The sequence below is a fragment of the Bacillus sp. ISL-18 genome (assembly GCF_018613415.1).
Lineage (GTDB): Bacteria > Bacillota > Bacilli > Bacillales > Cytobacillaceae > Neobacillus.
Map to the genome: position 1 here is coordinate 96,348 of NZ_JAGGQG010000012.1, position 13,049 is coordinate 109,396.

General features: G+C 43.8%; 11 protein-coding genes. All 11 read left to right on the plus strand.

The window, feature by feature from the left end:
* The first annotated feature begins 1 nt into the window (after position 1).
* The 11 genes from J7E81_RS19150 (at position 2) to J7E81_RS19200 (ending at position 12,811) form a co-directional block, all read left to right on the plus strand.
* Positions 2-286 carry a YhdT family protein gene (locus J7E81_RS19150; protein ID WP_215044982.1) on the plus strand — a complete coding sequence of 95 codons (285 nt, stop codon included), beginning with the start codon at positions 2-4 and terminating at the stop codon, positions 284-286.
* On the plus strand, positions 283-1,734 hold the full coding sequence (panF, locus tag J7E81_RS19155) for a sodium/pantothenate symporter (protein ID WP_215044984.1): 1,452 nt from the start codon (positions 283-285) through the stop codon (positions 1,732-1,734). The genes J7E81_RS19150 and panF overlap by 4 nt, the downstream gene beginning before the upstream one ends.
* 80 nt (positions 1,735-1,814) lie before the next feature.
* Positions 1,815-2,045, plus strand: coding sequence for a CsbA family protein (locus J7E81_RS19160; RefSeq protein WP_215044986.1), 231 nt, complete (start codon positions 1,815-1,817; stop codon positions 2,043-2,045).
* A gap of 329 nt (positions 2,046-2,374) precedes the next feature.
* The gene (gene uvrB, locus J7E81_RS19165; RefSeq protein WP_215044988.1) at positions 2,375-4,354 is read left to right on the plus strand and encodes an excinuclease ABC subunit UvrB; all 1,980 of its coding nucleotides are present in this window, start codon (positions 2,375-2,377) and stop codon (positions 4,352-4,354) included.
* Positions 4,355-4,361: 7 nt separating this feature from the next.
* The gene (gene uvrA, locus J7E81_RS19170) at positions 4,362-7,235 is read left to right on the plus strand and encodes an excinuclease ABC subunit UvrA (protein WP_215044990.1); all 2,874 of its coding nucleotides are present in this window, start codon (positions 4,362-4,364) and stop codon (positions 7,233-7,235) included.
* Positions 7,236-8,161: 926 nt separating this feature from the next.
* Positions 8,162-9,274, plus strand: a complete 1,113-nt coding sequence (locus tag J7E81_RS19175) for a DUF4097 family beta strand repeat-containing protein (RefSeq protein WP_215044992.1) — start codon at positions 8,162-8,164, stop codon at positions 9,272-9,274.
* A 12-nt stretch (positions 9,275-9,286) separates the two neighbouring features.
* Positions 9,287-9,652: a phage holin family protein gene (locus J7E81_RS19180; protein ID WP_215044994.1), complete on the plus strand. Its 366-nt coding sequence runs from the start codon at positions 9,287-9,289 to the stop codon at positions 9,650-9,652.
* A 156-nt stretch (positions 9,653-9,808) separates the two neighbouring features.
* Positions 9,809-10,738, plus strand: coding sequence for an HPr(Ser) kinase/phosphatase (hprK, locus tag J7E81_RS19185; RefSeq protein WP_215044996.1), 930 nt, complete (start codon positions 9,809-9,811; stop codon positions 10,736-10,738).
* A gap of 12 nt (positions 10,739-10,750) precedes the next feature.
* Positions 10,751-11,566, plus strand: a complete 816-nt coding sequence (gene lgt / locus J7E81_RS19190; protein WP_215044998.1) for a prolipoprotein diacylglyceryl transferase — start codon at positions 10,751-10,753, stop codon at positions 11,564-11,566.
* A 40-nt stretch (positions 11,567-11,606) separates the two neighbouring features.
* Positions 11,607-12,257: a pyrophosphatase PpaX gene (gene ppaX / locus J7E81_RS19195; RefSeq protein WP_215045000.1), complete on the plus strand. Its 651-nt coding sequence runs from the start codon at positions 11,607-11,609 to the stop codon at positions 12,255-12,257.
* Positions 12,258-12,262: 5 nt separating this feature from the next.
* On the plus strand, positions 12,263-12,811 hold the full coding sequence (locus J7E81_RS19200; RefSeq protein WP_215045002.1) for an acyltransferase: 549 nt from the start codon (positions 12,263-12,265) through the stop codon (positions 12,809-12,811).
* The last annotated feature ends 238 nt before the right edge of the window (positions 12,812-13,049 follow it).

The following is a 13,049-nucleotide window of genomic DNA, read 5'->3' on the forward strand; positions in this document are numbered from 1 at the left end:
TGTGAAAAAATCTGTGGATTCTCTGGACAAGCGTTTTAAGATTGCCCATAAGGAAGCACTAATTGGAGTTATTCTTGTTATTCTTAATTTTATCATTTGGTATGGCTTTGCCTACGGGCTTGGTTCTGTCGATGTCAAAGATTATACATACGTATTTGGTCTGCCGGCCTGGTTCTTTTACAGCTGTATTCTCGGCTCCATCGTCATGATTATCCTTGTTATTTTGACCGTGAAATTCCTCTTCAAGGACATCCCCTTTGAAGTAAATGAGGAGGAAAACAAGTGAACTGGGCTGTTATTACACCATTAATTATTTTCTTATTGATTATTTTTGCAGTGGGGATCTGGTCCAATAAGTTTGTCCTAAAATCTAGCTCGTTCCTAGAAGAATATTTTTTAGGGGAACGGCAAATGGGCGGCTTCATCTTGGCCATGACGATGGTGGCCACTTATGGAAGTGCGAGCAGTTTTATCGGCGGACCTGGAGTTGCCTATACGCAAGGGTTGGGCTGGGTTCTTCTTGCCATGGCCCAGCTGGTCACCGGTTATTTTACGCTAATGGTCCTTGGAAAGAAATTTGCGATTGTGGCTCGTCAGTATAAAGCAATCACCCTAATCGATTTTCTAAAAGAACGATATAAAAGTAAAACAGTTGTGATTCTGTCCGCTGCGAGTATTATTATTTTCCTTTTTTCATCAATGACGGCACAGTGGATTGGCGGCGCCCGCTTGGTGGAATCGCTGACCGGCATGCCATATACGACTGCCTTACTCATTTTTGCTTTTTCCGTACTCGTCTTTGTTATTGTCGGCGGTTTTCGTGCGGTTGCACTCACTGATACGGTCCAAGGTGTTGTGATGTTTGTGGGAACGCTGATCCTTTTGATTGCTACGATTAAAGCGGGCGGAGGGGTTTCAAACATCATTTCTGATTTAGAAGCCGAGAATCCGAATCTCATTAGCCCGTTTGGTGCCCAGCATAATTTAACGCCTGCCTACGTTTCGTCGTTTTGGATTTTGGTTGGTGTTGGGGTTGTCGGACTGCCGCAAATTACGGTCCGAGCGATGTCCTATAAAAACTCAAAAGCAATGCATAATGCCATTATTATTGGGACGGTTGTCGTCGGCTTTATCATGCTGGGAATGCATTTGATTGGTGTGTTTGCCCGCCCTGTGCTTCCTGGGGTGAAAATTGGGGATACCGTTATGCCGCTGTTATCCATGAAAGTATTGCCGCCGTTTGTAGCAGGGATTGTGCTGGCGGCCCCGATGGCTGCGATTATGTCAACAGTCGATGCTTTGCTGATCCTGGTGAGCTCGGCTTTGGTAAAGGATATCTATTTGAATTATATTAAGCCGGATGCTGCGGACAAACAAATCAAAAAAGTAAGTTTCAGTGTAACCGCGATTATTGGGATTATCGTGATTATACTCGCATTAAGTCCGCCTGATTTAATTGTCTGGCTGAATCTATTTTCTTTTGGCGGATTGGAATCTGTGTTTATTTGGCCGGTGGTTTTGGGGTTGTATTGGAATAGAGGAAATAAATACGGTGCGATCACGTCGATGATTATTGGGATGGGTTCTTATATTCTATTAGATCGTTTTTACCCGAATGCCTTTGGACTGCATACGGTTGTCCTGCCAATTGTGCTGTCATTACTGGGCTTTATTATTGTTAGCCTAGTATCACAGCAAAAGACTGATTTCCGTTTGAAAAACGCAGCGGATTAAGCGATATTGGTTGCAATTTTATGGATATCTTTTTAGAATAAATTAACGAGTTTTATAAGTGAGGTGTACCCATGTTTGAGATGATTAGGATATTTTCGGCACTAACGATGCCCGGATTGCTGGTTTTACTTTTTTCTCGGGTCACTTACAATCGCGTTATCGGCCTTGTTTTAACCGTGGCACTCATTGCGGGGTCCGTTTACAAAGGCTATACCGACACCTTTTACCTGATTGTTATTGATGCCTTTTCGCTTACGGCCGGCTTCTGGCTGGCAGCCAAGATGAAACCGCGTGAAGTTAAGAATAGTTAGAAACGAAGTCTGCCTTGAAACTGGCAGGCTTTTCTTTGTTTTCGCTGATAAATGCACAAAAACCGCCGATAAACTCACCAAAACCGCCGATAAACTTCCTGAAACCGCCGATAACTTATTCAAAACCGCCAATAAAAAAACGAACCTTTTATATTTATGTAGAAATATTTAAAAACGAATATTCGTTCGCATATTATTGGTTTGTTTTTGGGGGAATGTGGTAGAATGTTAATATGCAAATTTCGAGAACCCACTTATCTAGCACCATCCCGGATCATAAACAGAATGAGAGCTTTGAGTGTGATACTTTTTACGGGAGGAAATAAATTGTGAATGATCAATTTGAATTAGTTTCAAAGTACTCTCCACAAGGTGACCAGCCGGAAGCGATTCGCCAGTTAGTGGAAGGAATTAAAAACAATAAACGCCATCAAACCCTGCTTGGTGCGACCGGAACAGGGAAGACCTTTACCGTTTCGAATGTTATAAAAGAAGTGAACAAACCGACCCTTGTGATCGCCCATAATAAAACGCTGGCCGGTCAGCTATACAGTGAATTTAAAGACTTTTTTCCAAACAATGCAGTCGAATACTTCGTCAGCTACTATGATTACTATCAGCCGGAAGCCTATGTACCACAAACCGATACCTTCATTGAAAAAGACGCCAGTATTAATGATGAAATTGATAAGCTGCGCCACTCGGCGACCTCATCCTTATTTGAACGGAAAGATGTCATCATCATTGCCAGTGTTTCTTGTATCTATGGTCTCGGTTCTCCGGAAGAATACCGCGAGATGGTCGTATCTCTCCGTACTGGGATGGAAATCGAACGCAATCAACTCCTGCATCGCCTCGTAGATATCCAATATGAACGAAACGATATTGATTTTAAACGAGGAACCTTCCGTGTCCGCGGTGATGTTGTCGAGATTTTCCCCGTTTCCCGTGATGAACACTGTGTTCGTGTTGAATTTTTTGGAGACGAAATTGACAGGATTCGCGAAGTCGATGCCTTAACAGGTGAAATTATCGGCGAACGCTCACACATTGCCATTTTCCCGGCCTCCCACTTCGTAACACGCGAAGAGAAGATGAGGGTAGCCATTGAAAATATTGAAAAAGAACTGGAAGAACGGCTCGCCGAATTAAGAGCGGAAGATAAATTGTTAGAGGCACAACGGATTGAACAGCGTACACGCTATGATCTAGAAATGATGAGGGAAATGGGCTTTTGCTCAGGAATCGAAAACTATTCCCGTCATTTGACATTACGGCCGCCGGGTTCCACTCCATATACATTGCTAGATTATTTTCCGGAAGATTTCCTGCTGGTAGTCGATGAGTCGCATGTTACCTTACCGCAAATCAGGGGTATGTTTAATGGTGACAAGGCGCGAAAACAGGTATTAGTCGACCACGGCTTCCGCCTCCCATCCGCACTTGATAACCGGCCGCTTACCTTTGAAGAATTTGATAAGCATGTGCATAATGCGATATTTGTCTCGGCCACACCTGGACCATATGAGCTTGAGCATACACCGGAGATGATCGAGCAAATTATCCGCCCGACAGGCTTGCTCGATCCAACGATTGAGGTTCGTCCAATTGAAGGGCAAATTGATGATTTAATTGGTGAAATACAGGAGCGAGTAAAGAAAAATGAACGTGTCCTTGTGACGACATTAACGAAAAAAATGTCAGAGGACTTAACCGATTACTTAAAAGAGATTGGAATTAAGGTTCAATACTTACATTCAGAAGTCAAGACACTCGAGCGGATTGAAATTATCCGCGAGCTGCGTCTTGGAAAATATGACGTTTTGATCGGAATCAACTTGCTCCGGGAGGGACTTGATATTCCTGAGGTTTCCCTAATCACGATTCTCGATGCTGACAAAGAAGGCTTCCTGCGTTCGGAACGGTCGTTAATTCAAACGATCGGCCGGGCCGCCCGAAATGCCAATGGCCATGTGATTATGTATGCCGATAGAATCACCAACTCAATGGAGTTGGCGATTAGTGAAACGAAGCGGCGCCGGGCGATCCAAGAGGAATACAACGAAAAACACGGGATTACACCGCAGACAATTCAAAAGGAAATCCGCGATGTCATCCGTGCGACCCAAGCGGCTGAGGATCAGGAAGAGTACAAACCAGCAGCATCCTTCGGTAAGATGAGTAAGAAGGAACGAGAAAAACTAATTATGACGATGGAAAAAGAAATGAAGGAAGAAGCAAAGGCGCTCAATTTCGAACGTGCTGCCGAGCTTCGTGATTTATTATTGGAATTGAAAGCGGAAGGATGACGGTAATATGGCAATGGAAAAACTGATTGTGAAAGGCGCCCGCGCCCACAATTTGAAAAATATAGATGTCACCATTCCGAGAGATAAGCTTGTTGTACTGACGGGACTTTCCGGTTCAGGGAAGTCCTCGCTCGCATTTGATACGATTTATGCAGAAGGGCAGCGCCGCTATGTGGAATCTCTTTCAGCATATGCCCGCCAATTTATCGGTCAAATGGATAAGCCGGATGTTGATATGATTGAAGGATTATCTCCGGCGATCTCGATTGATCAAAAAACAACAAGCCGCAACCCACGCTCAACAGTGGGGACGGTAACGGAAATCTATGATTATTTACGATTACTTTTTGCAAGAGTCGGACACCCAACTTGTCCGAATCATGGTATTGAAATCACATCCCAAACGATCGAGCAGATGGTAGACCGAATCATAGGCTATCCGGAACGAACCAAAATGCAAATCCTAGCACCCGTGATATCAGGCCGAAAAGGGGCCCATGTAAAGGTATTGGAAGATATCAAAAAGCAAGGGTTCGTCCGAATACGTGTGGACGGCGAAATGCTCGATCTTGGTGATGAAATTGAATTAGATAAAAATAAAAAGCACTCGATTGAAGTGGTAGTCGACCGAATTGTCATCAAGGAAGGCGTCTCAGCCCGTGTCGCTGATTCGCTTGAATCGGCCTTAAAGCTAGGGGAAGGAAACGTCATCGTCGATGTAATGGGTGAGGAAGAGTTATTGTTCAGTGAGAACCATGCTTGTCCAATCTGCGGTTTTTCGATTGGTGAATTAGAGCCACGGATGTTTTCCTTTAACAGTCCATTCGGGGCCTGCCCTGAATGCGACGGACTCGGTTCCAAACTGGAAGTCGATCTTGACTTAGTCATCCCTAATAAGGACTTGACGCTAAAACAGCATGCGATAGCCCCATGGGAGCCAACCAGTTCGCAATATTACCCGCAGCTGCTTCAGGCGGTCTGTGATCATTATGGAATTGATATGGATATACCGGTTAAAGATATCCCCGAGCACCAAATGGAAAAAGTTCTTTATGGTTCCGGAAAAGACAAAATTTATTTTCGTTATGAAAATGATTTTGGGCAGCTTCGCGAAGGTCATATCCAATTTGAAGGTGTTATGCGTAATGTCGAGCGCCGCTATAAAGAAACAAGCTCCGATTTTATCCGTGAACAAATGGAAAAATACATGGGTCAACAGCCCTGTCCGACCTGTAAAGGCTACCGCTTGAAAAAAGAATCTCTGGCCGTGCTAATTAACGGGTTCCATATTTCACAAGTAACCAACCTATCGATTAAAGATGCTGATCAATTTTTTACGGAATTAACGCTTTCAGAAAAAGAAATGCAAATTGCTGCGCTGATCTTCCGTGAGATTAATGAACGGCTTGGTTTCTTAATTAACGTGGGTCTGGATTATTTGACCCTTAGCCGTACTGCGGGGACACTTTCCGGGGGTGAAGCCCAGCGGATTCGTTTGGCTACCCAGATTGGTTCACGGTTGACAGGTGTGCTCTACATTTTAGATGAGCCGTCGATTGGTCTCCATCAGCGCGATAATGACCGGTTAATCGGTACAATGCAAAACATGCGTGATATCGGCAATACCTTAATTGTCGTTGAGCACGATGAAGATACGATGCTTGCGGCCGATTATCTGATTGATATTGGTCCGGGTGCCGGTATACATGGCGGTGAAGTTGTGTCTGCCGGGACTCCGGCAGAAGTAATGGCCGACCCGAATTCACTGACAGGTCAATATTTATCCGGGAAAAAATTCATCCCGCTGCCGCTTGAACGCCGTAAGCCGGATGGCCGCTTTATTGAAGTAAAAGGGGCATCTGAAAATAATCTAAAAAATGTAAATGTAAAGTTTCCGCTTGGTCTGTTTATCGCTGTGACGGGGGTATCCGGATCCGGGAAAAGTACGCTTATTAATGAAATCCTTCATAAATCCTTGGCGCAAAAGCTGAATCGTGCCAAAACCAAGCCCGGATCACACAAAGCGGTGAAGGGAATGGAGCATTTAGAAAAGGTCATTGATATTGACCAGTCGCCGATTGGCCGAACACCACGCTCCAATCCGGCCACCTATACGGGCGTCTTTGATGATGTACGTGATGTGTTTGCCTCAACGAATGAAGCAAAGGTACGCGGATATAAGAAAGGCCGCTTTAGTTTTAATGTGAAGGGCGGCCGCTGTGAGGCCTGCCGTGGAGACGGAATTATCAAAATTGAAATGCACTTTTTACCTGATGTCTATGTTCCGTGCGAGGTATGTCACGGCAAACGATATAACCGTGAAACGCTGGAAGTAAAATATAAAGGGAAAAATATTGCCGATATTCTTGATATGACGGTGGAAGCGGCAGTTGAATTTTTTGAAAACATTCCAAAAATCAGCCGGAAGCTGCAGACCATTATGGATGTTGGACTAGGCTATGTGAAGCTGGGCCAGCCGGCGACCACTTTGTCTGGAGGCGAGGCCCAGCGTGTCAAGCTTGCCTCTGAACTGCATCGCCGTTCAAATGGGAAAACGTTCTATATTTTAGATGAGCCGACGACCGGGCTTCATGTCGATGACATTTCCCGCTTGCTGGTTGTCTTACAGCGGCTGGTTGAAAATGGTGATACCGTTCTGGTTATTGAGCATAATCTTGATGTCATTAAGACTGCGGATTATCTAGTCGACCTCGGTCCTGAGGGCGGAGATAAGGGCGGTACTCTTGTCGCGACGGGAACTCCGGAAAAGGTTGCTGAGACTCCTGAATCTTACACCGGAAAGTATTTAAAACCAGTCCTTGAGCGTGATCGAGAGCGGATGAAACAACTAATTGAAGAGAAGAGTGCGATTAAGGCATAGGAAGAGTCGAAATCTCCAGGTGAAAGTTCTGGAAGGTTTCGGCTTTTTTTGATGCTGCAGATTAGCCTAGGGTTTCTGGAATTAATGTGGAAGTAGGTGGAATAAATTAGATTGTATGAGTCATAAACTGGAGATAATGCGGAACTCAGCTTAGCTGCAGTTAGTTTGCAGAAAAAAACGGTAAGTGTACGGAAATAAATCGCAAGTCCGCGGAATTATTCCAAAAGTTCACGGAAAAAATCAGTAAATGTACGGAAATAATGCGAAAGTGCGCGGAAAAAACAAAGAAACGTACAGAATTTTTCATTGATACCGCTGAAAAACAGAAATCACGTAGAATCCGGCTCAGGCGCAGTCGTCCGCGCGGGAAAAATAAGAAAGTGTACGGAAATTATCCGAAAGTTCACGGAAAAAACCCAAAAACATACGGAAATAACCAACATTCCCACGGAAAAACGGTCCAATCCCGCGGAATCGCTCCCCTCCTCCCTAGACACAACCCAAACTTAAAAAATAAAAAGAAACCTTTTCCCTTCTCCGTCCGTAATAACAGATAGAGGTGATAAACGTATGGAAACCCGAAAGTTTTATCCAGTCTATGCTATTTTAGTATCTTTTTCGCCGGATTTATTTTTCCTTTAGCCGTCTATCTCTAGCAACAAGTGACGAAGGAACCAAACAGCATGCCAAGAAATCACTTTTCTCACACCTCATTCCACTCATCCTGACACCGCTGCTAGTGTTTGCGGTATTCCATGACTTTACGGCACAGCAAGCTACCATCCCTGTGTTTACGATTATTAGTATCATCGTGCTGGCTTTACTTTGGCTCATTATTGTCATCTGGAACATAATCAAGGGCGTAAAGGTGTTAACAGCTGAATAAGCTTAAAAGTGAGAAATCCATAAAACTAGAGGTGGAAAAAATGAAAGAGGAAAGAAAGCGAATTTTACAAATGGTCGAGGAAGGCAAACTGAATGTCGAGGAAGCCCTAACGCTTCTCGAGGAACTGGAAAAAGCAGAGCAATCGATGGAACAAAAACAGGCGCAAATTGTTAATGAGCTGTCGACCACTGTCCAATTTGAGGAAGCCAAAAAAGAAGAACCATTCCAAGAAAAATACCAATCTACAAAGGACAAAATCTTTGAATTTGTGGACATCGCCTTGAAAAAAATTAAAGACCTAGACTTAGATTTAAACTTTGGCCATTCTGTGGATATCTCGCATATTTTCCACCAAGCGGATGCCAAACTAAACGATATCGACATTGACGTCGCGAATGGGGCTGTAAAGCTCGTTGGCTGGGAGCAGCCAGATGTTAGAATCGAATGTCAGGCAAAAGTGTACCGCGTGGAAAACCAGGATCAGGCCCGGCAAAATTTTTTACGAGACGTCCTTTTCACGATTGAACATGAGAAATTACGTTTTAGCACCCAGCAGAAATGGATGAAGGTGGAAGCGGTTGTTTATGTGCCAAAAGCCGTTTATAACCGAGTTCGGGTTAGATTGTTTAATGGTCCCGTTTCAGGAGAACATATGAATGTTGACGAGCTCCGTGTCAAAACAGCGAACGGAAAAATTGTTCTCGACCGTTTTACCGGTAAAAAAACAGAAATGGAAACAGCAAACGGAAAAATAAAACTGACAGGCAGTCAGTTCGATCAAGTGGAAGCAGAGACCATTAACGGCGCGATCCAACTTGACGGTGAGTTTAAGAAACTCGAAATGGAGTCGTTTAACGGGAATATCAATTTAAAACTCCATGGAAACGAAGCTGAATTCATTCGAGCCAAAACAGCAGCGGGTGGAATTGACCTCTATCTCCCTGAGGGGCTCCCCGTAAATGGGGATTTAAAGACGAACCTCGGTGGATTTCATGTGAACCTAGTCGGCATTCAAGTGCTTGAGGAAAAGACTGAAATGATCCAAAAATCACTGCGGTTCCAATCGATTAATCACCCTGAACAACTCGTAAACCTATATGCAGATACGAAAACAGGGTCCATCACGATCCACCAATCACAAGAAGAAAAGTAGGAGACTTTAGGAATGAGATGGCTGATAGGTTGTTTGATCAATGCGGTATTATTTACGGCCCTCGCCGGTTATTTTCACGAAAGCTTTCAATTAAAGGGTTTTGTGGCAGCGCTAGAGGCGAGCGTATTATTATCGATTTTAAATGTACTGGTCCGGCCGCTGTTGATTTTATTTACCTTGCCGGTTACAGTCCTAACGATGGGACTGTTCCTGTTTGTCATCAATGCCGTTACGTTAGAACTAACGGATTATTTGATGGGCACTGCTTTTGAAATCAATGGTTTTGGCATGGCCCTGTTTTTTGCCGTGCTGATGTCGCTTGTTAATGTTATCATTCAAAAAACATTGTTTGAGCCATCCAGAAAGGCAAAAAAATAATCAATTAGGGTGTTCCTTTTTTTAATAGAGGGCACCTTTTTTCATTTTTGCATAACTTACATTTGGTTCTTTTTCAAAAAATGCTAAAATAGGAGGTATGAATTCTTCTTATTTCTATCTTTTTTAAAAATACATCCGTTTGAGGAGGAAATCTTCTTGCCAAAAGTACGTACCAAAGATATCTATGAAAAATTTAATTTAGAATTAATCAGTGGTGAAGAAGGTATTAACCGCCCGATCACCATGAGTGATATTTCCCGTCCGGGGATTGAAATGGCCGGCTACTTTGAGTTTTACCCAGCTGAACGGATTCAGCTGTTAGGAAAAACAGAATTATCCTTTTTTAGCGAACTATCTCCGAAAGACCGCGCCTCACGAATGGAACAACTTTGTACAGATGTGACTCCGGCAATCATTGTCACAAGAGGTATTGATGTTCCGAAGGAGCTCATTGAGGCATCCGAGCGGGAGTCTGTTCCTGTGTTAAAGACAAACATGGTCACGACCCGTTTTTCCAGCCGGTTAACCAACTTTTTAGAAAGCAAGCTCGCGCCAACGACCGCTGTTCACGGGGTATTGGTAGATGTGTATGGGATTGGCGTGTTAATTACAGGGAAAAGCGGCGTTGGTAAAAGTGAAACCGCGCTTGAACTAGTAAAACGCGGGCACCGCCTCGTGGCCGACGATTGCGTCGAAATTCGTCAGGAAGACCAGGACACATTGGTTGGAACCTCACCGGATTTAATTGAACATCTTTTAGAGATCCGCGGTCTTGGAATTATCAATGTGATGACCTTGTTTGGGGCTGGGGCTGTCCGCAGTAATAAGCGGATCACGTTAATCATGAATCTGGAGATTTGGGATGCGAAAAAGCAATATGACCGCCTTGGCTTGGATGAGGAAAAAATGAGGATTATTGATACCGATGTTCCTAAGCTGACGGTTCCAGTTCGTCCAGGACGAAACCTTGCCGTTATAATTGAAGTCGCAGCGATGAATTTCCGCTTAAAACGGATGGGCGTAAATGCGGCGCAGCAATTTACCGACCGCCTGTCAGATGTAATTGAAGAGGGAGACCACGAATAAGGGGAGAATGAGATGAACGAAACAATACAGCCATTGAACCCGATCGCCTTTTCACTTGGCCCGATTCAAGTGCATTGGTATGGGATTATTATCGGCTCCGGTCTGGCACTTGCTTTGTATCTGGCGATAAGAGAGGCCAACCGTAGAGGATTACCGAAAGATACATTTGCCGATTTAATGCTTTGGGCGATCCCCATTGCGATTATTTCGGCGCGGATTTACTATGTGGTATTTGAATGGGGCTATTATGCAAACCATCCGGCAGACATCCCGAAAATCTGGAATGGCGGAATTGCCATCCATGGAGCGCTAATTGGTTCTGTGATCACCACCATTGTTTTTGCTAGGAAAAGAGGAATTTCTTTTTGGAAAATTGTCGACATTGCAGCTCCTAGCCTCATTTTAGGACAGGCGATTGGCCGCTGGGGAAATTTCATGAACCAGGAGGCGCACGGCCGTGAAGTAACAAGGTCCTTCCTTGAAAATCTGCATCTACCGGATTTTATTATCAACCAAATGTATATTAATGGTACCTATTATCACCCTACGTTCTTATATGAATCCGTATGGGATTTTGCCGGCTTTCTATTATTAATCTTGCTCCGCCGTGTGAATTTTCGCCGTGGAGAACTGTTTTTATCCTATGTTATTTGGTATTCAATTGGCCGTTTCTTCGTCGAAGGACTAAGAACAGATAGCTTAATGCTTGGAAATCTGCGGATGGCGCAAACCATTTCGATTGCTTTGATTATAGTGGCGGCGGCTATTATAATTTATCGCCGCACGAAGCGTCTTGACGAGGCCCATTACTTAGATCAAACCAATTAAATCGTTACCACCATAGCAATAAGAAGAGAGGAAACCAGCGATGACAAACAAAATTACCACCATCTTATTTGATTTAGATGGAACCTTAATTGATACGAATGAATTAATCATCTCCACTTACCTAAATACGCTCGAAAAATATTTTCCAAGCAAGTATAAACGTGAGGATGTCCTGCCGTTTCTTGGTCCAACACTCCATGAGGCGTTTGGCAGTATGACTCCGGACATGGAACAAGTAGAGGAAATGATTGCTGCTTATCGTGAGTATAATATCTCCAAACATGACGAACTAGTAAAAGAGTTTGCCGGGGTGACAGAAACGATCCACACCCTGAAAGAGCGCGGCTATAAGTTAGGCGTGGTAACAACGAAGCGCCTTGACGTAACGCTGAAAGGTCTGCGGTTGATGAATCTAGAGCCGTTTTTTGAAGTCATTGTGGCCTATGAACATGTAACAAAGACGAAGCCGGATCCAGAACCGATTTTTAACGCATTGGAGCAGTTGAAATCCACTCCTTCAGAAACGATGATGGTCGGCGATAATTACCATGACATTTTAGCCGGTAAAAATGCCGGAACGCAAACAGCCGGTGTGGCATGGTCGATAAAGGGCCGTGACTATGTTGCCAGTTATGAACCAGATTACATGCTCGAGAACATGACGGACCTATTAACCATTCTCGGAGAGTGAGAAGGATGAGAAACACGACCCGCTATCCTGTTGAGGGGGCGAACTCTTTATGGCACGTCTATAAGACCGTGCCATTTTGGAAGGTTGTTAAAAATTTTATTGTCATTCAGCTGGCGAGGTACACACCCTTTTTAGGGATGAAAAATTGGCTCTATCGTTCTTTTCTGGGGGTTAAGGTGGGGGAGCGGACCTCCTTTGCCTTAATGGTGATGCTCGATGTCATGTTTCCCGAGAAAATTAGTGTCGGCCGCAACACCGTGATCGGTTATAATACGACCATTCTCGCCCATGAGTATTTGATAAAAGAATACCGTCTCGGTCCTGTCGAAATTGGGAGTGAAGTGATGATTGGCGCAAATTCCACCATTCTCCCCGGGATTATGATAGGGGATGGGGCCATCGTCTCAGCTGGCACGCTGGTGCATAAGGATGTTCCCCCTGGATGCTTCGTAGGCGGAAACCCGATGCGGGTGATTTATACGAAAGAAGAACTAGAAAAACGTTGGGAAGAGGACCCTATCTATAGAAAAGTAAAAAAGTCTGATCAAATTTGATCAGACTTTTTTACTTTGTTTAAAGATTCTATACAAAAAATAGGTAAGAGGGCACATTTTTGTTCTTGATTCTGAACGATATAATAGTAATGATTGGAAAACAATAAGATTTAGATAGTAATAGAATATAGCTAAAACCTATAATCTATTAAAAAAATTGATGGAAGATGGAAAATGTCCTCGTAAAATGACAAACAGCAGCCATAGCCATTTTTTTCTGAATCTTAAAAAAGGAGAG

Coding starts and splice junctions, on each gene's coding strand:
- J7E81_RS19180 (WP_215044994.1), top strand. CDS start 9,287: ATGAGATGGCTGATAGGTTGTTTGATCAATGCGGTATTATTTACGGCC.
- ppaX (WP_215045000.1), top strand. CDS start 11,607: ATGACAAACAAAATTACCACCATCTTATTTGATTTAGATGGAACCTTA.
- J7E81_RS19160 (WP_215044986.1), top strand. CDS start 1,815: ATGATTAGGATATTTTCGGCACTAACGATGCCCGGATTGCTGGTTTTA.
- J7E81_RS19175 (WP_215044992.1), top strand. CDS start 8,162: ATGAAAGAGGAAAGAAAGCGAATTTTACAAATGGTCGAGGAAGGCAAA.
- lgt (WP_215044998.1), top strand. CDS start 10,751: ATGAACGAAACAATACAGCCATTGAACCCGATCGCCTTTTCACTTGGC.
- J7E81_RS19200 (WP_215045002.1), top strand. CDS start 12,263: ATGAGAAACACGACCCGCTATCCTGTTGAGGGGGCGAACTCTTTATGG.
- uvrA (WP_215044990.1), top strand. CDS start 4,362: ATGGCAATGGAAAAACTGATTGTGAAAGGCGCCCGCGCCCACAATTTG.